This is a genomic window from Conexibacter arvalis (assembly GCF_014199525.1).
Lineage (GTDB): Bacteria > Actinomycetota > Thermoleophilia > Solirubrobacterales > Solirubrobacteraceae > Conexibacter > Conexibacter arvalis.
The window spans coordinates 306,183-325,163 of record NZ_JACHNU010000004.1; the positions used below are offsets into that span (position 1 = coordinate 306,183).

Annotated in this window: 22 protein-coding genes; 5 read left to right on the forward strand and 17 right to left on the reverse strand. The window is 73.2% G+C overall.

The genetic code is table 11. The features are described 5' to 3' along the window. Positions 1–39: 39 nt before the first annotated feature. The 3 genes from BDZ31_RS15970 to alr all read right to left on the reverse strand — a co-directional run bounded on the left by BDZ31_RS15970 (position 40) and on the right by alr (position 3,271). A complete protein-coding gene (locus tag BDZ31_RS15970; RefSeq protein ID WP_183343334.1) occupies positions 40–1,620 on the reverse strand; it encodes a PucR family transcriptional regulator in 1,581 nt (526 codons plus the stop codon). A gap of 71 nt (positions 1,621–1,691) precedes the next feature. Then, positions 1,692–2,081 carry a Rid family detoxifying hydrolase gene (locus BDZ31_RS15975; protein ID WP_183343335.1) on the reverse strand — a complete coding sequence of 130 codons (390 nt, stop codon included), beginning with the start codon at positions 2,079–2,081 and terminating at the stop codon, positions 1,692–1,694. Positions 2,082–2,113: 32 nt separating this feature from the next. After that, complete coding sequence (gene alr, locus BDZ31_RS15980; protein WP_183343336.1) at positions 2,114–3,271, reverse strand: alanine racemase; 1,158 nt, start codon at positions 3,269–3,271, stop codon at positions 2,114–2,116. A gap of 118 nt (positions 3,272–3,389) precedes the next feature. Between alr and BDZ31_RS15985 the strand changes: the two genes are divergently transcribed. Further along, entirely contained in the window at positions 3,390–3,857 is a 468-nt protein-coding gene (locus BDZ31_RS15985) for a thioredoxin-like domain-containing protein (protein ID WP_183343337.1), read from the forward strand. A 92-nt stretch (positions 3,858–3,949) separates the two neighbouring features. Continuing rightward, the gene (locus BDZ31_RS15990; RefSeq protein ID WP_246345264.1) at positions 3,950–5,704 is read left to right on the forward strand and encodes an NAD+ synthase; all 1,755 of its coding nucleotides are present in this window, start codon (positions 3,950–3,952) and stop codon (positions 5,702–5,704) included. 298 nt (positions 5,705–6,002) lie between these two features. Here BDZ31_RS15990 and BDZ31_RS15995 read toward each other — a convergent pair whose 3' ends face one another. The 3 genes from BDZ31_RS15995 to BDZ31_RS25080 all read right to left on the reverse strand — a co-directional run bounded on the left by BDZ31_RS15995 (position 6,003) and on the right by BDZ31_RS25080 (position 7,480). Beyond that, positions 6,003–6,398, reverse strand: coding sequence for a hypothetical protein (locus BDZ31_RS15995; protein ID WP_183343339.1), 396 nt, complete (start codon positions 6,396–6,398; stop codon positions 6,003–6,005). A 103-nt stretch (positions 6,399–6,501) separates the two neighbouring features. After that, on the reverse strand, positions 6,502–7,125 hold the full coding sequence (locus BDZ31_RS16000) for a hypothetical protein (RefSeq protein ID WP_183343340.1): 624 nt from the start codon (positions 7,123–7,125) through the stop codon (positions 6,502–6,504). A 1-nt stretch (position 7,126) separates the two neighbouring features. Continuing rightward, on the reverse strand, positions 7,127–7,480 hold the full coding sequence (locus BDZ31_RS25080) for a hypothetical protein (protein WP_246345374.1): 354 nt from the start codon (positions 7,478–7,480) through the stop codon (positions 7,127–7,129). Here BDZ31_RS25080 and BDZ31_RS16005 point away from each other — a divergent pair. Continuing rightward, positions 7,424–8,236: a DUF559 domain-containing protein gene (locus tag BDZ31_RS16005; RefSeq protein ID WP_246345358.1), complete on the forward strand. Its 813-nt coding sequence runs from the start codon at positions 7,424–7,426 to the stop codon at positions 8,234–8,236. The genes BDZ31_RS25080 and BDZ31_RS16005 overlap by 57 nt on opposite strands. Before the next feature lie 94 nt (positions 8,237–8,330). On the opposite strand, the gene BDZ31_RS16010 is transcribed toward BDZ31_RS16005, so the two are convergent. Beyond that, positions 8,331–8,741 (reverse strand): hotdog fold thioesterase, encoded by a 411-nt coding sequence (locus BDZ31_RS16010; RefSeq protein WP_183343342.1) that lies wholly within the window; start codon positions 8,739–8,741, stop codon positions 8,331–8,333. 30 nt (positions 8,742–8,771) lie between these two features. Here BDZ31_RS16010 and BDZ31_RS16015 point away from each other — a divergent pair, with 30 nt between their 5' ends. Both BDZ31_RS16015 and BDZ31_RS16020 read left to right on the forward strand, forming a co-directional pair. Beyond that, on the forward strand, positions 8,772–9,980 hold the full coding sequence (locus BDZ31_RS16015; RefSeq protein WP_183343343.1) for an RNA polymerase sigma factor: 1,209 nt from the start codon (positions 8,772–8,774) through the stop codon (positions 9,978–9,980). 66 nt (positions 9,981–10,046) lie between these two features. Then, positions 10,047–10,472 carry an OsmC family protein gene (locus BDZ31_RS16020; RefSeq protein WP_183343344.1) on the forward strand — a complete coding sequence of 142 codons (426 nt, stop codon included), beginning with the start codon at positions 10,047–10,049 and terminating at the stop codon, positions 10,470–10,472. A gap of 13 nt (positions 10,473–10,485) precedes the next feature. On the opposite strand, the gene BDZ31_RS16025 is transcribed toward BDZ31_RS16020, so the two are convergent. From BDZ31_RS16025 to ispG, 10 genes are all read right to left on the reverse strand, one after another. Next, positions 10,486–10,935, reverse strand: coding sequence for an SRPBCC family protein (locus BDZ31_RS16025; protein WP_183343345.1), 450 nt, complete (start codon positions 10,933–10,935; stop codon positions 10,486–10,488). Then, complete coding sequence (locus BDZ31_RS16030; protein WP_183343346.1) at positions 10,935–11,471, reverse strand: adenine phosphoribosyltransferase; 537 nt, start codon at positions 11,469–11,471, stop codon at positions 10,935–10,937. Before BDZ31_RS16030 ends, BDZ31_RS16025 begins: the two co-directional genes overlap by 1 nt. 17 nt (positions 11,472–11,488) lie before the next feature. Next, positions 11,489–12,352, reverse strand: a complete 864-nt coding sequence (gene ftsR / locus BDZ31_RS16035; protein WP_183343347.1) for a transcriptional regulator FtsR — start codon at positions 12,350–12,352, stop codon at positions 11,489–11,491. Next, the gene (locus tag BDZ31_RS25570) at positions 12,349–12,816 is read right to left on the reverse strand and encodes an FHA domain-containing protein (protein ID WP_183343348.1); all 468 of its coding nucleotides are present in this window, start codon (positions 12,814–12,816) and stop codon (positions 12,349–12,351) included. Before BDZ31_RS25570 ends, ftsR begins: the two co-directional genes overlap by 4 nt. 21 nt (positions 12,817–12,837) lie before the next feature. Beyond that, positions 12,838–13,092 carry an RsiG family protein gene (locus BDZ31_RS16045; RefSeq protein WP_183343349.1) on the reverse strand — a complete coding sequence of 85 codons (255 nt, stop codon included), beginning with the start codon at positions 13,090–13,092 and terminating at the stop codon, positions 12,838–12,840. A gap of 89 nt (positions 13,093–13,181) precedes the next feature. Beyond that, positions 13,182–13,835, reverse strand: a complete 654-nt coding sequence (locus BDZ31_RS16050; RefSeq protein WP_183343350.1) for a CDP-alcohol phosphatidyltransferase family protein — start codon at positions 13,833–13,835, stop codon at positions 13,182–13,184. Positions 13,836–13,850: 15 nt separating this feature from the next. Then, entirely contained in the window at positions 13,851–15,533 is a 1,683-nt protein-coding gene (locus tag BDZ31_RS16055; RefSeq protein WP_183343351.1) for a proline--tRNA ligase, read from the reverse strand. 113 nt (positions 15,534–15,646) lie between these two features. Continuing rightward, positions 15,647–16,606 (reverse strand): hypothetical protein, encoded by a 960-nt coding sequence (locus BDZ31_RS16060; protein ID WP_183343352.1) that lies wholly within the window; start codon positions 16,604–16,606, stop codon positions 15,647–15,649. A 169-nt stretch (positions 16,607–16,775) separates the two neighbouring features. After that, positions 16,776–17,567 (reverse strand): alpha/beta fold hydrolase, encoded by a 792-nt coding sequence (locus BDZ31_RS16065; RefSeq protein ID WP_183343353.1) that lies wholly within the window; start codon positions 17,565–17,567, stop codon positions 16,776–16,778. Positions 17,568–17,705: 138 nt separating this feature from the next. After that, a complete protein-coding gene (gene ispG / locus BDZ31_RS16070) occupies positions 17,706–18,962 on the reverse strand; it encodes a flavodoxin-dependent (E)-4-hydroxy-3-methylbut-2-enyl-diphosphate synthase (protein ID WP_183343354.1) in 1,257 nt (418 codons plus the stop codon). Between the last annotated feature and the right edge of the window lie 19 nt (positions 18,963–18,981).

The following is an 18,981-nucleotide window of genomic DNA, read 5'->3' on the forward strand; positions in this document are numbered from 1 at the left end:
CCTGGACGCCGGCGCCGCGCCGGCGGCCGCAGCCCCTGCTCAGCCGCCGCCGCGGCGCTCGCGCTCGAGCGATCGCAGCTCCAGCTCGAGCGCCAGCCGCGCCGTCCCGTCGGTGAGGCGGATCCCGGTCAGCTCGGTCGCCTGGCGCAGCCGGTAGCGGACCGTGTTGGCGTGGACGTGGAGCCGTCTGGCGGCGGTCGAGGTGTCGCCGAACAGCTCCAGCACGAGCCGCACCGTCTCGGTCAGCTCGGTGCCGTGGACGCGGTCGTGCTCGAGCAGCGTCCGCAGCTGCGACGAGCGCCCCTCGCGCCAGCCGCCGACGAACCGCTCGACGTCCTCGACGAGCGCCGCCGCGCGCACGTCGTCGAAGGTCGCGATCGCCCTTCCCTCCGCGCCGAGCGCCAGCGCGCGGTCGGCGGTCGCGCGCGCGTCCGGCAGCGCCGCCGGCTCCGGGGCGATCGCGCCGAGGCCGGCGCGCACCGGCGAGCCGATCGTCCGCCGCGCGCGCGTGAGGCCGTCCTCGAAGCGGCCGAGCAGCACGTCGCGCTCCGCGTCGCCGTCGCAGGCGACGACGACGTAGCCGCGCCCGTCGAGCACGCCGTGGACCGAGCGGCGGCGGAAGGCGCGCAGGTGGGCGGCGAGCAGGTCGGCGAGCTGGTCGTGGGCGGCGGCGTCGCCGTCGGGCCCCGCGTCGTCGAGCGCGACGGCGAGGACGGCGAAGGCGTCGCCGGCGCGCAGCCCCGTCTCCTCCTCGGCGCGGGCCGACAGCCGGCCGGTCAGCAGCAGGTCGGTGACGGCCGCCGAGCGGACCGCGTGCTCGAGCTCGCGCTCGGCGCGGCGGCGCAGCAGCTGCAGCGCGGCGACCGCGGCCGCCTCGCGCAGCACGTCGTCGGCGGCGTCGTCGGTCGGCCCGGCGAGCCAGATCGAGCCGAGCAGCACGCCGCCGCTGCGGATCGCGATCAGCCGCCGCGGCGCCATCCCGGGCAGGTCGATCACGGCCGGCTCGTCTCTGGCCAGCACGCCGTCGAGCTCGGCCTGCTGGCGCAGCGCGCTCGCCCAGCGGCCGGGGACGCGGCGGCCGAGGATCGTCGCGACCCGCACGGGGTCGACGTCCTGGCCCTCGCGCGAGAAGGCGAGCACGTGGGAGGCGGGGTCCTCGATCGTCACCGGCGCCCCGCAGGCGGCGGCGGTCGCGTCGGCGAGCGCGAACAGGTCGCCGGAGGCGGCGACCGAGGCAGGCAGCAGCTCTGTCGCGCGCAGCGAGTCGACCGCGGAGGCGATCAGCTCCTGCAGCCGCGCCCACGCGACCTCGCGGTCGGTGCTCAGCAGCGCGACGCCGGCGTCGCGGGCCGCCTCGCGGACGGCGTCGTCGATCGGCTCGTAGGCCTTCACGACGACGGCGGCGGCGCCGCGGCGGCCGGCCGCGGCGACGATCGCCGCGCGCGCCTCCGGCGAGGTCGCGCCGACGGCCAGCACGAGGCTGTCGCGGTCGCCCTCGGTCAACTCCTCGGGCAGCCCGCAGACGACGATCGAGGCGATCTGGCGGTCGTCGCGCGCGGGCGGGACGACGGTGCGCAGCAACCCGGGGCCGAGCTCCCGGCACAGGCGCTCGGCGTTCATCTGACGAGAGGGTCGGAAGGCGCAGCCATCGGGTGACCGGCCGCCGCGACGTCGCGGCGGCCGGTCCAATCCTACGCCGGCAGGACGACGATCGCGTCGACCTCGACCTGCGAGCCCAGCGGCAGCGCGGCGACGCCGATCGCGGCGCGGGCCGGCGGATCGTTCGGGAAGTAGCGGGCGTAGACCTCGTTGACCTCCGCGAAGGCGCCGAGGTCGGTCATGTAGACCGTCGCGCGGACGACGTCGGCGAGCGTCGCGCCGGCCTCCTCGATGACGGCCTTGAGGTTCTGCAGCGCCTTGTCGGCCTGCTCGGCCGGCGTCGTGCCGACCAGCTCGCCGCTCTCGGCGTCGAGCGGGATCTGGCCCGAGACGAACAGCAGGTTGCCGGTCGCGACGGCGTGGACGTAGGGGCCGATCGCGGCCGGGGCTGCGGGCGAGTTGATCGCGCGGCGATCGCTCATGCGGGTTCCTCCGATGGTCGACGGGGTCGTGGTCAGGCGGGATCGACGACGGCGCCGTCGCGGTGGTACACGCGCGGGACGCGCGCCGAGATCCCGCAGGCGATCTCGTAGTTGATCGTCTGCAGGCGGGCGGCGAGCTCCTCGGCGGTGACGCGCTCGCCGCCGTCGGCGCCGATCAGCGTCACGCGGTCGCCGGGGCGCGCCGGGAGGTCGTCCGGCAGCTCGACGCCGAAGCTGTCCATCGAGACGGTGCCGGCGAGCGGGACGCGCCGGCCGCCGACGAGCACCTCGGTCGGCGGCTGCGCGAAGCCGAGCGCGCGGCGGACGCCGTCGGCGTAGCCGACCGCGACCGTCCCGATCGTCGTCGGCGCGGCGGCGACCCAGCGGCGGCCGTAGCCGACCGACCCGCCGCCCTCGATCCGCTTGACGGCCGCGAGGCGGCTGGTCCAGGTCAGCGCCGGCTCCAGCCCGTTCGCCGCGGGGTCGGCGCCGAACGGGTCGAGCCCGTAGATCGCGACGCCGGTGCGGACCATGTCGAAGTGGCTGGCCGGCTCGGCGAGCGTCGCCGCGCTGTTGGCGGCGTGGACGACGATCCCGGGATGGGCGGCGCGGGCCCGCTCGGCGAAGCGCGCGAAGGTCTCCAGCTGGCGCGCGAAGGCGGCGTCGCCGGGGACGTCGGCGGTCGCGAAGTGGGTCATCACGCCGGCGAGCCGGAGCGTCGCGGAGGCGCCGACGCGGGCGCAGCGCTCCAGCGCCAGCTCGGGGTCGCGCTCGCCGAGGCGGCCCATCCCGCTGTCGAGCTTGAGGTGGACGGCGACGGGGCGGCCGTCGGCCTCGAGCGCGTCGATCTCCTCGTCGGTCGAGATGACCGGCTCGGCGCCGGTCGCGACGACGGCGGCGACCTCGGCGCCGCGCAGCGGGCCGAGCACGATCAGCGGCGCGTCGACCCCGGCCGCGCGCAGCGCGGTCGCCTCGCCGGCGGTCACGACCGCGAGCTTCTCCGCCCCGCCGGCGAGCGCGGCGCGGGCGACCGGCGCCGCCCCGTGCCCGTACCCGTCGGCCTTCACGACCGCGCACAGGACCGCCCCGGGCCGCAGGCGGCCGCGCAGCGTCGCGACGTTGCGCTCGACGGCGGTGAGGTTGACGAGGGCGGCGGCGCGCGGAGCGTCGTCGACAGCGGGGGTCTCCATGGCGTGAAACGGTACGGCGCCGGCGCACGGCCGCGATCGTGCTCCGGCACTACCGCGACGGCTCCGGTTGAGTGCGGAGCACGACGACGGCGGCGGCGGTCGAATAGATTCCCGGCCGATGAGCGGGCAGCACCAGCGGACGCGAGGGCGCTCGCTGCGCCGGATCGGCGGCGCGGCGCTCGCGCTGCTGCTCGGCCTCGGCGCGGTCGCGCTGCTGATCCTCTTCCTCAACTCGCGCGACGAGGCCGGCGTGCAGCCGGCCGGCGGCGCCGCGGCCGTCCCGGGCACGGCCTTCGACGCGCCGGAGCGCTACCTCGACGGGCGCCAGACGAGGCTGCTGGCGCGCGGCAACGTCTACCTCGTCGCGGCGGGCGCACCGCCGGCGCTGACCGCGCTGCGCGAGGAGCTGTCGGGTCCGCCCGACCCGGTGCTGGAGGAGGCCGGCCAGGCGGTCGTGCTCGTGCGCAGAGCGGGCGTCGACGGCGTGGTCGCGCTCGCCGCCGGCCACCGGCTCGTCACCGACGACCCGGCCGACCCGCGGCTGGAGCGGTTCGCCGCCCACTGGCTCGGGCGCGGCGCGGGCTGAGCGCGGCGGCGCCCGCCGCGGCGCCGTCTGGGCGGCCCTGCGGTCGCGCATCGCGCGCGGTCGATCCGGGCACGGCTGCGATCATGCCCGCCATGTCGAACCCTCCAGGCCCTCTCCGGCTGGCGCTCTGCCAGATGAACGCCACGGTCGGCGACATCGCCGGCAACGAGCAGAAGATCCGCGAAGGGATCGCGGCCGCGCGCGGCCAGCAGGCGCAGCTCGTGCTCTTCCCCGAGCTGGCGCTGACCGGCTACCCGCCGGAGGACCTGCTGCTGAAGGAGCACTTCCTGCGCGACGCACGCGCGGCGCTGGAGCGGCTGGCGGCCGAGGTGACCGACGTCGTCGCGCTCGTCGGCTTCCCGGAGCGGGAGGACGACGTCTACAACTCGCTGGCGGTCCTCGCCGACGGCGAGGTCAAGGCGATATACCGCAAGGTCTACCTGCCCAACTACGGCGTCTTCGACGAGCAGCGCTACTTCGCGACCGGCGAGGGCGGCGCGCTGATCGAGGTCGGCGGCCATCGGATCGGGCTGACGATCTGCGAGGACATCTGGGAGCCGGGCCCGCCGGCCTCCGACGAGGCGTACGGCGGCGCCTCGGTCATCGTCAACATCAGCGCCTCCCCCTTCCACGCCGGCAAGGGCCTCGAGCGCGAGCGGATGCTGATCCAACGCGCCCGCGACACGATGTGCGTCGTCGCCTTCTGCGCGCTCGTCGGCGGCCAGGACGAGCTCGTCTTCGACGGCCACTCGCTCGTGCTCGACCACCGCGGCGAGGTGCTCGCCCGCGCCGGCCAGTTCACCGAGGAGCTGCTGGTCGCGACGGTCGACCCGCAGGCGGCCCGCACCTACCGCCTGCGCGACGCCCGCCAGCGCGCGGCGGCGAAGGCGGCGCGCCCAGTCCCGACGATCGCGACGCTGGAGCTGCCGCCCGGCCCCGAGCCGGAGGGCGAGCTGCGCACCGGCGGGACGGTCGCGCCGCTGCTGGAGCCGACCGCCGAGGTCTACGCCGCGCTCGTCACCGGCCTGCGCGACTACGTCGGCAAGAACGGCTTCAGACGGGTCGTGCTCGGCCTCTCCGGCGGGATCGACTCGGCGCTCGTCGCCTGCGTCGCGGCCGACGCGCTCGGCCCCGACGCGGTCTCGGTCGCCGTGATGCCGTCGCCGTACTCGTCGAGCGAGACGCAGGCCGACGCCCGCCAGCTGGCGGCGAACCTCGGCGTCGAGCTGTTCGAGTTCGACATCCTGCCGGCGATGGAGGCGTACACGGCGACGCTCGCCGAGACGTTCGCCGGCCGCCCCGCCGACCTGACCGAGGAGAACCTCCAGGCGCGGATCCGCGGCAACCTGCTGATGGCACTGTCGAACAAGTTCGGCTGGCTCGTCCTCGCGACCGGCAACAAGTCGGAGATGTCGGTCGGCTACTCGACCCTCTACGGCGACCTCGCCGGCGGATTCGCGGTCATCAAGGACTGCCCCAAGACCCGCGTCTTCGCCCTCAGCCGCCACCGCAACGAGGTCGCGATCGAGACGACCGGCGAGCCGCTGATCCCCCCGTCGATCATCGAGCGCCCGCCGAGCGCCGAGCTGCGCCCCGACCAGAAGGACGAGGACTCGCTCCCGCCCTACGCCGTCCTCGACCCGATCCTCGACGCCTACGTCGAGCAGGACCTCGGCCGCGACCAGCTGCTCCTGCGCGGCTTCCGCCTTAAGGACGTCGACAGGGTCCTCGCGCTCGTCGACCACGCCGAGTACAAGCGCCGCCAGGCCCCGCCCGGCATCAAGATCACCAGCCGCGCCTTCGGCCGCGACCGCCGCGTCCCGATCACGAACCGGTACCGGGGGTAGGCGACTCGCAGCGACCGCTCAAACCGGCGCGGCGGGCGGCTTTCGCCATTCCCGTCACGCCCTGTACGCGAGCCAGAGCATGGCTCCCTGGATTCCCACCCAGACGACCGACCCAAGATGCAGCACATCGGTCTTGGCCCGGCCGCGATCACATGTGAAGTAGACCGCAACCGGCACCCGAAAGCCAGCATCGCCTTGAACGGCGGCGAGAGCGATAGCACGTCCGAAGCGAGCAACACGACGCCCGACACTCCGATCGCTGTCCGGAGCACGCGCGCCGGCTCGATCCCGCGGCAGGTCACGACCGCCGCACAGACCAGGAACGCTGCGACGGTCTGTCCACGTCAGTGCCTTGCTCGGATCGCCTCGGGCCATCTCCGCCGCGATCGCATACGCAGTAGACGGCGAGCGGCACAAGAGCGGACGTGGCGCCCTTCCACGGCTGAGAGACATCGATGGCATCGTTGGCAAGCGAGAGCAACGCCGTCACACCGACGGTCGATGCGAGGATGTCGCCTGCCCGGTGTTTCCGAAGCACCACGGTGAGCACGTAGAGCACCAGCACGGCCAACAAGCACAGCCTCCCGGCGGTGCCGCTCCCCGGCCCGCCGACGACCAGCACGCACCCGAGCGAAGCCAGCACATAGCCGCTTGCGAGCGTCCACGCGGGTCGGTCTCGAAGCCATGCCGTCATTCCCAATTGCCTCTCCGACTGCTCTGCCCCCAACGTCTCGCCCAGATCCGCCCATCGATGATGAACATGGCCGAGCGGATCGGCCGCCCCGGAAGCGAAGCCGTCAGCATTGACAACTCGCGCGGCGGTAACGCGCCACCGCCCAGTCGTTGATCGGCCACGTCGCGAGTCCCGCAACGATCACGACCGCAACCACGACCGCGATCCGTACTGCGAGAGGAAGCGAGTCGGCCAACATCCACACGGCCACTCCGAGGACGACGATCGCGCCGCGCACCGCCCAGCCGATCGCCGCCAACGTGACCGCCGGCCCTGTTCGGGTGTTCGCACCCGAATCACGTTCCGCTGGGAACCCTGCGATGCGCCGCGCGATCTCGCCGGCCTCCTGATTGGTCAGCAACGCGATGACCCCACCGCCGCGCGTCCACGTCACTACCTGCGTGCCGTCGCGCGAAAGCTCGAACTCCGCACGTTCGACCCAGGAGCCGACGGCATCGTCGGACGCGCTCACGTCGACGGTGCTCAGGCAGTCCGGATCCCGCGCCTCGATCGCTTCGAGCACCATCAGGCGGGTCCTGCGCAACTCCGACTCCTGCGCATGCTCGCTCAACCGCAGCCATCGAAATCCGAGCGCCTGCTCGTCGACCTCGCTCTCGCCCTCCGGACCCGTCCGACGCACGCCTTCTGCCGTATGGACGCGGAAATGCTGAAGACGCTCTCCGGCCATCTCAGTCGACGGTGTTGAAGGTGACATGGCTCAGATCAGCGGCGCGCACGGCGCGCCGTAACAGGTGGCCCGACGAGCAGGGCGAGCGCCAATGCGCCGAGACGCTACGCACCGCTCGCCAGCGCGTCAAGAAACAACTAAACCGCTCGCGCATCCGAGGGGCGAGTTCCCGGAGGAGTGGCGCTCTGGGGGCGATATGCACCCCCAGAGCGCCACTCCTCCACCGGATCGCGTGATCGGACGGCTTGCCGAGCGGCAGCACGGCGTCGTTGCGCGCCGACAGCTGCTCGATGCCGGGCTGTCGCCGATCGCGATCCGCGATCGGCTGCGCGGCGGCCGGCTCGTCCCGCTCCATCGCGGCGTCTACGCGCCCGGACACCGCCGACTGGGCAGGGAGGGATTCTGGCTCGCCGCGGTGTTGGCCTGCGGGACCGGCGCAGCGCTCAGCCACCGCGATGCGGCGACCCTGCATGGACTGGATGCATGGACCGGAGGGCGCATCGACGTGACCACGCCGCGCCGACGGGCGAGCGATCGCGAGCTGCGCGTCTTCGCTCGGCGGCGGCTCGACGACGCCGACGTCACCGTGGTCGACGCGATCCCCGTGACGACCGTCGCCCGCACGCTCGTCGACCTCGCCGGGATCGTCTCCCGCGAGCGGCTCGCGTCGGCGCTCAGCGCCGCCGAGCGAGCGAGCGCGCTCGACCTCGAAGCGGTCCTCGCCGCACGCGAGCGCGCGCGGGGTCGCCGCGGCGCGGGCGACGCCAACCTCCGCGCGGTCCTCGCGGAGCACGCCGCCCGCGGCGCGCAGCTGACCCGCGAGGCGCTGGAGCGGCGCCTGCGCCGGCTCGTGCGGATCCACCGCCTCGGGCAGCCGCTCCTCAACGCCCGCGTCGCCGGCTACGAGGTCGACGCCTACTGGCCGGAGGCGCGCCTGATCGTCGAGACCGACGGTTGGCAATGGCATCGCGATCGCGCCGCGTTCGGCCGCGATCGCGACAAGACCAACGCGCTCCAGCTCGCCGGCTTCACCGTCCTGCGCTTCACCCACGACGCCGTCGTCCGCCGCCCCGAGCAGGTCGCCGCGGCGATCCGCACCGCGCTCGCCTGACGACGGCTCGTCCCGGGAGGAGTGGCGTTCTGGGGGTGCATATCGCCCCCAAGACGCCGCTCCTCCCCGGGCGCGGGTGCCCGCGCAGCGACGGTCAGGCGGCTCTCGGCGCCGGGCGGACGGCGATCGTCATGCGGGTGACGGCGCAGAGGCGCTCGTCGTCGTCGTGGATCTCGACCTCCCAGATCCAGGTCGTGCGGCCGCGGTGGATCGCGCGCGCGGCGACGTTGACGTGCCCGGCGGTGATCGGGCGGATGAAGCTCGTCTGGTTGGAGAGGCCCATCGCGGCCATCCCCTGCTCGTAGACGCCGAGGTAGGTGCCCATCGAGGCGAGCGTCTCGGCGACGCTCGCGTAGAGGCCTCCGTGGACGAGGCCGAACGGCTGCAGCAGGTCGGCGCTCACCGGTATCCGCGCGCGCATCTCGCCGTCGCCGTGGAGCAGCTCGGCGTAACCGAAGAGGCTGTCGAAGCCTCTGTCGGGAAGGGGAAGAGGTCTGAGGCTCACGCGGCGGGACGATAGTAGGCTTGATCTCGAATGAGCGCCGCCCTCGAGACGCTTCCCCCCGACCAGCGCGCCGTCCTCCAGCTGATCCTCAAGCAGGGCCGTGGATATGCCGACCTCTCCGGCCTGCTGAAGATCGACGAGGCAGCGGTCCGCGCCCGTGCCCACGCCGGCCTCGACGCGCTCGTGACCGACGGTTCGGGCGCCGCGTTGACTCCCGGTCGACGCGCCCAGATCGCCGATTGGCTGCTGGGCCAGCAGAGCCCCGGAGACCGCGCGGTCACCCTCCAGCACCTGCAGGACTCGCGCGCCGCCCGCCGCTGGGCGACGGCGCTGCGCGACCAGCTCGCGCCGCTCGCGCAGGGGCACGAGCTGCCAGAGCTGCCCGCGGGCCGCAACGGCGCCGCCGCCGACGCGCGGCCCGCAGCCGCGGCACCGCCCGCCGCACCCGCGGTCACGCCCCACGACGACGCCGACGACGTCGGCCCCGAACCGGTCGCCGCCGCAGCCGCCCCGACCGCGCCGACGACCGACCGCGCCGACGACGGCGGACCGGCAGCCGAGCAGGCCGCCCCGCCGCGGACGACCGACGATCGACGTGAGCGTGAGCAGGCGCGCGCCGGCGACCCCGGCCCCGCGCCCGCGCGCCCGACCGCGCGCGACTTCGAGCTGGAGCCCCGCCGCAGCTCCAAGCTCGGCGGCGCGCTGCTGCTCGTCGGCCTCGCCGCGCTCGTCGCCGTCGTGCTGATCGTCGTGCTCGGCGGCGGAGACGACGACGGCGGCGGCGGAAGCGCCACGGCGCCGCCCGCCGCGCAGACGACCGCCCAGCAGGAGAGAACCGGCGGCGCCGCCTCCACGGAGCCGACCGTCCTCCAGCAGGTCAACCTCTTCCCACCCGGCGGCAGAGGCGCCGGCGAGGCGCGCGGCATCGCCTTCATCATGTCCCAGGACGGGAGACCGATCGTCGCCGTGCAGACGAGCGGCGTCGACCCCAACAGCACCAGTGACGTCTACGCCGCCTGGCTGACCTCCAGAGCGACCGGCAGAGCGCGCTTCCTCGGCTACGTCCCGAACTTCGTCAGAGACGAGCGCAGATTCACCGTCAGCGCCGCGCTGCCGAGAGACACCACGAGATACGACCAGGTCGTCGTCTCGCGCGAGTCGACCGGCACGACCGAGGCGCCGGGGAGCCCGACCGACGTCGTCCTCGTCGGTACGCTCAGAGTCAACAGAGTCGGTTGAGCCCTCGGCGGGCGGCCGGCGCTGTCGAGCACCGAAGCACCTATCCCAGCGAGCAAGGAGCTGCGCATGCCTGCAAGAGGAACCGCGGAGTGGAAGGGCGACCTGAGATCCGGCGGCGGCACGTTCACCGCCGGCGACACGATCAGCGGTGACTACTCGTTCAAGTCGCGCTTCGAGGACGGCCCCGGCGCCAACCCCGAGCAGCTGATCGCCGCCGCGCACGCCTCCTGCTTCTCGATGGCGCTGTCGAACGCGCTCGCGCAGGCCGGCACCCCGGTCGACTCGGTCCAGACGAACGCAGTCGTCACGCTGCGCCCGGTCGACGGCGTCCCGACGATCACGAAGATCGAGCTGACGACCGTCGGCAAGGTCCCCGGCATCGACGAGGCCGCCTTCAAGGAGGCGGCCGACAGAGCGAAGGCGGGCTGCCCCGTCAGCCGCGCGCTCTCCGGCGTCCCGGAGATCACGCTCGACGCGACGCTCGCCTCCTAAGCGCGCCGACCGTTCACCGCTGGGGGCCGCCGAGCGCGGCCTCCAGCCCCTCCAGCGCCTCGCCGAGCTGCCGCTTGGCGGCGCCCTTGAAGAGGAACGGCGTCAGCCGCGACCAGCCGCGCAGCCGCTGCGCCAGCTCGACCGACACGACCGTGCCGCCGTCGCCGTCGGGGGCGAGCGTGAAGGTCGTGACCGCCTCGTCGAGCAGCCGCTCGAACGGCGAGTCCTCCAGCTCCTGCTCCCACTGCAGCAGCTCCTCCTCCTCGCGCCGGACGATGCGGAAGTCGGCGCGCACGCCCTTCCCTCTCGCGGTCCCCAGCACCTGCGTGAAGCGGTCGAGGTCGACGCCCTCGATCCGCCGCACCCGCGGCCACCAGCGCTCCTGGTGGTACGGGTCGTTGAGCACCTTCCACACCTCCGCCGGCGCCGCCGGCAGCGTCCGCGCGACGCGCGTGCGCGGCATCAGCCGCCCCGCTCCGTCTCGCTCGCGTAGGAGACGAGCGCGTGGACGTCGAACGGCGCCAGCCGCTCGCGGCCGCCGAGGAAGGCCAGCTCCGCGAGGAAGGCGCAGCCGACGACGTGGCCGCCGAGCTGCTCGACGAGGTCGCAGAGGGCGCGGGCGGTGCCGCCGGTCGCCAGCAGGTCGTCGTGGACGAGCACATTGGCGCCGTGCGCGAGCGCGTCGGCGTGCATCTCCAGCGCGTCGACGCCGTACTCGAGGATGTACTCGGCGCTGACCGTCTCGGCCGGCAGCTTGCCGGGCTTGCGGGCCGGCACGAAGCCGGCGCCGAGCTGGCGCGCGACGGCGGCGCCGAGGATGAAGCCGCGCGCCTCGGCCGCAACGACGTACTGGACGTCGCGCGGCGCCGCGTAGGCGACGAGCGCGTCGACCGCGGCGTCGAGCGCCGCCGCGTCGAGCAGCAGCGGCGTGATGTCGCGGAAGACGATCCCCCGCTTCGGGTAGTCGGGGATGTCGCGGATGCGGCTGCGCAGGTCCACGGCCGGGAACGTAGCCGCTAGCCGGAGATTCTGCGCAGGTCGCGGATCAGCAGCAGATGCTTGAGGTAGGTCGCGACCGCCGCGAGGTTCTCGAGCGTCTCGACCGCCTCTCTGCGCCGCTCCGGATTGCGCGAGCGCAGCGCCGGGGCGAGGATCTGCTGCAGCAGCGCCGACTCGCGGTCGGCCGACGTCCGGAAGACGCGCAGGTTGCGGCCGGCGACGCCGTATCTCGCCAGCTCGGTGACGGCGCGGACGATCTCGCGGTCGGTGTCGTCGTAGTAGCGCACGCCGGCCCGCTGCTCGGCGCGGATCACGCCGAACTCCTCCAGCTCGTAGACCAGTCTCGCGTCGGCGCCGGTCTCCTCGACGACGTCGTCGAGCGAGTAGCGCGCGCCCGGACCTCTGACGGCGACGGCCGGCCGGCGCAGCGAGCCGACGTCGGGTCTGCTGGCGCCGGCGCTCAGCTCGCGCTCGGCGCGGCCGGAGGCCAGCTCCTGGCGGATCACTCTCAGCGGCAGGAACTCGTCGCGCTGGAGGCGCAGGATCGTGCGCAGCCGCTGCACGTCGTTCTGCGTGTAGACGCGGTAGCCGCCCTGCGTGCGGCGCGGCGTCAGCAGCTTCTGGTCTTCGAGGTACCGGATCTTCGAGATCGAGATGTCCGGGAACTCCTGCTTGAGCGCCTTGCAGACGGCCCCGATCGTCAGCGACTTCTGGCGCGCGGGACGCGGCGCCGCCGACGGCGGCGCGATCGGCGCCCGCTTCGCCTGGCCGGCCTCCGCCGCCGCAGGGGCCGAAGCGTCCGCCGTCGCGGCCGTCTCGGCCGCCGATGCCTCGGGCTCGACGTTCGGCTGAGGGATTCCGGAGGCGGCAGGCATCGTCATCGAGAGAGATACGCCAACTTGTACTTGCCCACCTGCAACTCGTCCCCGTCCTGCAGGCGGTGCGACTCGATCCGCGTGCGGTTGACGTAGGTGCCGTTGAGCGAGCCGCAGTCGTCGAGGTACCACTCGTGGCCGCGGCGGACCAGCAGCGCGTGGTCGCGCGAGACCGTCACGTCGTCGAGGAAGATGTCGCTGTCGGGCCGGCGGCCGATCGTCATCTTCTCGCCGTCGATCGCGAACGACTCGCCGGTGCGGCCGCCGCCCGAGCGGATCACGAGCGCCGCGCCGCGCGCGACGACGTCGTCGAGCTGGACCGGCTCGATCTCGCCGGTCTCGCCGATCCGGTAGGTCGCGGTCGTGTCCGAGACGTCCGGCTCAGAGGTCGCCAGGAAGGCGCCGCAGCGCTGGCAGTAGTTCGCGCCGACGGCGTTGGCGAAGCCGCATTCGGGGCAGTGGAGCGCCACTCGCGTCCCTCGGCAGAGCCCTCAGCTCTGCTCGCCGCCCGGCACGCGGCCGGAGAGGATGTCCGTCAGCTTCTCGACGTCCGCGCCGGAGATCACGTCCTCGCCGCCCTCGTGCTTCTTGCGCAGGCGGTTGACGAGCTCGGCGCGCAGGATGTCGATCTTGCCGTGCAGGATCCGCCGCTTGTAGGAGACCTCGATCTCCTCCTCGGTCATCTGCTGGATGAGGTCCTTCAACTCCTGATCCGTCAGTGAGCCGAGGTCCGGGAAGGTGTCCATCACGTGCGGTTGCTCCGTTCGATGTCGCGCGGGGGCGAGGCAGTCCACTATAGCTTCGGTCAGACCGTGCCTCAAGTTGAGCTTGAGGGTCAGCTTGCAGGCGAGCTTGCGCCGCCCGCGTCGCGCAGCTGCGCCAGGCCGCTGCGGACGTACAGGACCGTCGCCCACAGCGCCAGCGCGAGGCCGACGTAGAGCAGCACCTCGCCGAGCGTTCCCAGGCCGCACATCGGGAAGAAGAGGCCGCCCATCACCGGCGCGACGGCGAGCCGCCCCGGCCAGTTGATCGCCAGGTCGATCCCGTGGCGCAGCCCCCACTGGGCGATCGCGAGCATCGCGACCTCGCGCGCGACGAGGACCGCGATCGCCCACCGCGGCAGCAGCTCGAAGTTCCAGCAGACGACGACGCCCGAGATCACCAGGAGGCGATCGGTCACCGGGTCCATCAGCGCGCCAAGGCGGCTGTACTGGCGGGTGACGCGCGCCGCGATCCCGTCGGCGTAGTCGCCCCACCCGATCACGGCGAACAGGAAGGCCGGCCAGAAGCCGATCCCGTCGCCGCTCGACAGCGCGACGACGAGGAAGACGGGGATCAGCGCCAGCCGCACGAACCCGATCGCGTTCGGGATCGTCCACGGGTTGAGCGGCGCGCCGGCGACGGTCGCCGGCTGCGGCGGCCCCGAGCGGTCGAGCCCGGAGAGCCGCTTGAAGGTCAGTCTCTCGCGCGGAGGCTCAGGCCCGCCCACGCGAGCCCCCGCCGTTCACGGCAGCGTCTCCCACAGCGCCTTGACCGCCTCGGCCGCGCCGTCGAGCGGGAGCGTGCGTCTCTCGCGCCCGCGGCGGATCTGGACCTCGAGCTCGCCGCCGGCCAGCGTCCGCCTGCCGACGGTCACGCGCAGCGGCGCGCCGAGCAGCTCGGCGTCGGCGAACTTCTCCCCCGGGCCTGCGTCGCGGTCGTCGTAGAGGACGTCGAGGCCGGTCGCCTTCAGCTGCTCGTAGAGGCCGTCGGCGAAGGTCCGCTCCTCGCTCTCCCCTCTGGAGATCACGACCAGCTCGACGTCGAACGGCGCCAGCGCGCGCGGCCAGGCGATGCCGGCCTCGTCGGCGTACTGCTCGACGGCCGCCGCGACGATGCGGGCCGGGCCGATGCCGTAGCAGCCCATCACGATCAGCTGCTGTCTGCCGCTCTCGTCGAGGTAGTGCGCGCCGATCGCCGACGAGTATCTGGTCCCGAGCTTGAAGATGTTGCCGACCTCGATCGCCTTCTCGATCCGGACCGGCTCGCCCCCGACCGTGTCGCCCGGCTCGACGGCGCGCACGTCGGCGCGCTCGAACGGGAAGTCGCGGCCCGGCTCGACGCCGCGCAGGTGGAAGTCGGGGCGATTGGCGCCGGTCACGTAGCCGCCGTCGGCGACGGCGTCGTCGAGCACGACCGGCGCGTTGGCGCCGACCGGTCCGATGAAGCCCGCGGGCCCGATCTTCTGCGCGAACTCGTCCGGGGTCGCCGGACGGCACTGCGCGCCGAGCGCGTTGCGCAGCTTGACCTCGTTGACGCGGTGGTCGCCGCGCACCATCACGAGCACGAGCCCGCGGCCCTCGGCGATCACCGGGTACGCCTTCAGGACGGCGCCCTGCGGCACGCCGAGGCGGCGCGCGACGTCCTCGACCGTCGTCAGGCCGGGCGTGTGCACCTCCTCGGGCTCCGGCAGCGGCGCCGGCAGCTCGACCGCCTGCGGATCGGCGGAGGCGACCTCGACGTTGGCGGCGTAGCCGGGCGCGAGCGCGACCTCGTCCTCGCCCGCGGCGCACGGCGCCATGTACTCATGGGCGCCCGAGCCGCCCATCATGCCGACGTCGGACTCGACCCGGTACCACTCCAGCCCGGTCCGCTCGAAGATCCGGTCGTAGGCGGCGATGTGCTTGGCGTAGCTCTCCTCCAGGCCCGCCTCGTCGCGGTCGAACGAGTAGGAGTCCTTCATGATGAACTCGCGCGTGCGCAGGACGCCGGCGCGCGGGCGCGGCTCGTCGCGCTCCTTCACCTGGATCTGGTAGAGGATCTGCGGCAGGTCGCGGTAGGAGCGGACGACCTGGGCGACGTGGGTGGTGACGATCTCCTCGTGGGTCATCGCCAGCACCATCTCGGTGCCCTTGCGATCCTCGAGCTTGAAGATCTCGTCGATCTCGATGCGGCCGGAGCGGCGCCACGGGTCGGCCGGGTTGAGCACCGGCATCAGCAGCTCCTGGGCGCCGATCGCGTCGAGCTCCTCGCGGATGATCTGCTCGACCTTGCGATGGACCCGCCAGCCCGCCGGGAGGTACGTCCACAGCCCGGCGCCGAGCTGACGGATCAGCCCGGCCCGGACCATCAGCTTGTGGGAGACGGCCTCGGCGTCGGCCGGGGCCTGCTTCTCGGTCGGGAGGAGGTAGGCGCTCAGACGAGTCATGGGCGCGGAAGCCTACCGGCCGCGGGCGGCGGAGCCGTCGCCGCCGCCGTCGCGGTCGCTCCCGCCGGCCGGCCGGCGCGGAGCCGGCCCGGCGACGGCGGAAGCGGGCGCGATCAGCGGAAGTACTTCTTGTAGCGGACCAGTCTCTTGTACGCCGGGCGCGGCTGGCCCGAGGCGTCGAGGAAGCCGGAGTCCCAACGGTTGTCGGCCGGTGCGGCGAACCAGTTGTAGAGGTAGATGCGCGCGACCTTGCTGCGGTACTTGTTGGCCTGCTTGAAGAGCGCGTCGATCGCGCGGGCCTGGCGCTTGAGGTCGGGGCGGAAGGTCTGGCGCGCGTTCTGCGGCTGGAAGCGGTAGATGCCGCCGGTCTCCGTCAGCCAGATCTTGCCGGGCAGCAGCCTGACGATCTTGCGCATGCTGCTGTTCTTGTCCTTCACGAACCGGTTGACGTCCGTGTAGTTGTGCAGGCCCCAGAGCTTCGGCGTGGCGATCTTGCGCTTCTTGAAGATCGCGAGCAGCTTTCTCGTGTAGTTGACCATGTTCGGCAGGTCCTGGATGTCGGCGCCGAGCACGGTGCACCCGCGGCAGTTCTTCTTGACGATGTTGTAGTACGTCACGACCATGTCCGGTCTGTGCGCCGTCGGCTGGGTGAGGTTGTTGACCTCGTTCCAGGGCTGGATGATCCGGATCTGCGGCCACTCCTTGCGGAACGCCTTGAAGGCGCGCGTGAACTGCTTGGCGGTCGGCGGCTTGCAGCCCTTCTTGCCGCCGACGTTCGGGCACTGCATCGTCCACGGCGGGTTGAAGGCGACGACGACCTCGTGCCTGGCCGGAACCGCCTGGGCCATCCAGTCGTGCAGCCACTGCTTCTCGCCTCTCTTCAGGGCGACGTCGTAGGGCGCGATGATGCGGGTCCGCTTCGATCTGAACCTCTTGAGGTGCTCGTTCGTGAAGAGCGCCGGGCTTTGGTCACCGACACCGACGACGAGGGCGTTGCTCGTGGCCGGCGCGATCAGCGCGGCGGCGACGAGCGCTCCCGCCAGGACGGCGGACAGCGTGCGACGGAGCTTCACGTCGGGATTCCTTTCAGGGGGGATCGAGAGCGTGCGCCGCGCGACCTGGCGGCGCGCGACCGGCAAGAGACTGTAGCGAGACGACAAGCCGTCTCGATCGGGTTAACCCGTGCGACGCCGCGTCGATGCGGTGCCCGCGGCTGGCGCGTCGCCGCGCGCGGCGCCGTGCTCACGCGCCGCGGGCGCTCGCCACCCGCAGCAGCGCGGCGACCTGGTCGGGGTCGTCGTGCATCGGCAGGTGGCCGCAGCGCTCCAGCACGACGTGGCGTGCGCGGGGCAGTGCGGCGCGCGCCCGGCGCGGCTGGCTCGGATAGAGCAGCAGTCGGTCGCGCGCGCCCCAGCCGATCGTGACCGGGACGCCGTCGAGCGCCGCGCCGTCGGCGAACCGGTAGCGGCCGAGCGGGCCGAGCGTGCGGTCGAACGCCGGCGCGGCGCCGAGCATCCGCAGGTCCTCGCGCGCGACGGCGGCGTCGAGCGCGGCCGGGCGGCCGTAGAAGACGCCGAGCGCGACGACCCGGCCCGGCGCCGAGGCGACGACCCTCCGCAGCAGCCCGCCGGCGTGCTTGGCGCCGAGTCGGCTGGCGCGCAGCACCGCTCTGGACCAGACCGACTCGGCCTGGTTCCAGAAGCCGACCGGCGACAGCGCCGTCGCGCTCGCGACCGCTCCGCGCCGCGCCAGCTCCAGCGCGATCCCGCCGCCCATCGAGTTCCCGGCGACGTGCGGCCGCTCGAGCCCGACGTCGGCGAAGAAGCGCTCGACCGCGTCGACGTAGGCGCCGATCGGCAGCTCGCCGGACAGGGGCAGCGACGGGGAGTCGCCGAAGCCGGGCAGGTCGATCGCGAACGTCTCGCGGTCGCCGGCGAGCCGCTCGGCGACGGGATCCCACGCGCCGCGGCGGGCGCCGATCCCGTGGATCAGGACGAGCGGCGGACCGGCGCCGCGACGGTCGTGGACGAGCATGGCCGCGAGCGTACCGGCGGCCCGGCCGCCGCGCGCAGGTTCTGGCTGGCCGGCCAGCAGACGGGAGCTGCGTCGATCCGTACCCCTCTGCGGGGTACGGATCGACGCAGCTCGCGGCAGCGCGAGCGACGCGGCGAGCTACGAGCGGGTGAAGCGGCGGCCGGCGGTCGGCGAGACGGTCTCGTCGAGGCGAGCCTCCGCCGCCGCCTCGGCCGCGGCGGCCGCCTTCTCGGCGGCGGCGAGGCGCTCGGGCGTCATCTCGCCGGCGTTCTCGGCCTCGATCGCCTCCAGCCAGGCGGCGCCCTTGGCGGCCTCGCCGGCGTCGACGGCGACTCTCTTGCCGGCCTTGACGTACTTGTCGATCTCGGCGAAGAGCGTGTCGACGAGCTGCTCCTGCGGGACCTTGCGCAGCGCTCTGCCGCGGCTGAAGATCAGGCCCTCGTTCTTGGCGCCGGTGATGCCGAAGTCGGCGTGCGACGCCTCGCCGATGCCGTTGACGGCGCAGCCGAGGACGGCGACCTCGATCGGGTCGGCGTACGCCTCCAGGCGACGCTCGATCTCGGCGACGACGGTGTCCATGTCGAACTGGAGCCGGCCGCAGGTCGGACAGGCGATCAGGACCGGGCCGCGGTCACGCAGCTGGAGCGCCTTGAGGATCTCCCAGGCGACCTTCACCTCCTCCTCCGCGTGGAAGGTGGAGAGCGAGATGCGGATCGTGTCGCCGATCCCGTCGGCGAGCAGCGTCCCGAGACCGACCGACGACTTCAGCGAGCCCGACCACTTCGTGCCGGCCTCGGTGATGCCGAGGTGGAGGGGATACGGGATCCGCTCGCTCAGCAGCCGGTTGGAGGCGATCGTGTTCGGCACGTTGGTCGACTTGATCGAGACCTTGAAGTCGGTGAAGTCGAGCGACTCCATCAGCTCGACGAACTCGACGGCGGCGGCCACGAGCGCCTCGACGGAGTTCTCGCGCTCGAGCGCGTGGAGGTGTCTGGGCAGCGAGCCCGAGTTGACGCCGATGCGGATCGGCACGCCGGCCGCTCTCGCCTTCTCCGCGACCAGCGCGACCTTGTCGGGGCCGCCGATGTTGCCGGGGTTGAGGCGGATGCAGTGGGCGCCGGCGTCGATCGCCTTCAGCGCCAGCGTGTAGTTGAAGTGGATGTCGGCGATGATCGGGATCGGCGACTCTCTCACGATCGTCTTCAGCGCCTCGACGTCCTCGTCGCGCGGCACCGCGCAGCGGACGATGTCGGCGCCGGCCTCGGCGACGCGGCGGATCTGGGCCATCGTCGCCTGCAGGTCGGCGGTCTCGGTCTTCGTCATCGTCTGGACGGCGACGGGGGCGCCGCCGCCGATCGGCACGCCGCCGACGTGGATCTGCCGCTGTGAGGCCATGGCTCCTGAGTGTAGTCGC

What these genes read in the sequence shown, in the direction of transcription:
- BDZ31_RS15970 (WP_183343334.1), bottom strand. Translation starts at nt 1,620, where the DNA reads ATGAACGCCGAGCGCCTGTGCCGGGAGCTCGGCCCCGGGTTGCTGCGC.
- BDZ31_RS15975 (WP_183343335.1), bottom strand. Translation starts at nt 2,081, where the DNA reads ATGAGCGATCGCCGCGCGATCAACTCGCCCGCAGCCCCGGCCGCGATC.
- alr (WP_183343336.1), bottom strand. Translation starts at nt 3,271, where the DNA reads ATGGAGACCCCCGCTGTCGACGACGCTCCGCGCGCCGCCGCCCTCGTC.
- BDZ31_RS15985 (WP_183343337.1), top strand. Translation starts at nt 3,390, where the DNA reads ATGAGCGGGCAGCACCAGCGGACGCGAGGGCGCTCGCTGCGCCGGATC.
- BDZ31_RS15990 (WP_246345264.1), top strand. Translation starts at nt 3,950, where the DNA reads ATGTCGAACCCTCCAGGCCCTCTCCGGCTGGCGCTCTGCCAGATGAAC.
- BDZ31_RS15995 (WP_183343339.1), bottom strand. Translation starts at nt 6,398, where the DNA reads ATGACGGCATGGCTTCGAGACCGACCCGCGTGGACGCTCGCAAGCGGC.
- BDZ31_RS16000 (WP_183343340.1), bottom strand. Translation starts at nt 7,125, where the DNA reads ATGGCCGGAGAGCGTCTTCAGCATTTCCGCGTCCATACGGCAGAAGGC.
- BDZ31_RS25080 (WP_246345374.1), bottom strand. Translation starts at nt 7,480, where the DNA reads ATGGAGCGGGACGAGCCGGCCGCCGCGCAGCCGATCGCGGATCGCGAT.
- BDZ31_RS16015 (WP_183343343.1), top strand. Translation starts at nt 8,772, where the DNA reads ATGAGCGCCGCCCTCGAGACGCTTCCCCCCGACCAGCGCGCCGTCCTC.
- BDZ31_RS16020 (WP_183343344.1), top strand. Translation starts at nt 10,047, where the DNA reads ATGCCTGCAAGAGGAACCGCGGAGTGGAAGGGCGACCTGAGATCCGGC.
- BDZ31_RS16025 (WP_183343345.1), bottom strand. Translation starts at nt 10,935, where the DNA reads ATGCCGCGCACGCGCGTCGCGCGGACGCTGCCGGCGGCGCCGGCGGAG.
- ftsR (WP_183343347.1), bottom strand. Translation starts at nt 12,352, where the DNA reads ATGACGATGCCTGCCGCCTCCGGAATCCCTCAGCCGAACGTCGAGCCC.
- BDZ31_RS16045 (WP_183343349.1), bottom strand. Translation starts at nt 13,092, where the DNA reads ATGGACACCTTCCCGGACCTCGGCTCACTGACGGATCAGGAGTTGAAG.
- BDZ31_RS16055 (WP_183343351.1), bottom strand. Translation starts at nt 15,533, where the DNA reads ATGACTCGTCTGAGCGCCTACCTCCTCCCGACCGAGAAGCAGGCCCCG.
- BDZ31_RS16065 (WP_183343353.1), bottom strand. Translation starts at nt 17,567, where the DNA reads ATGCTCGTCCACGACCGTCGCGGCGCCGGTCCGCCGCTCGTCCTGATC.
- ispG (WP_183343354.1), bottom strand. Translation starts at nt 18,962, where the DNA reads ATGGCCTCACAGCGGCAGATCCACGTCGGCGGCGTGCCGATCGGCGGC.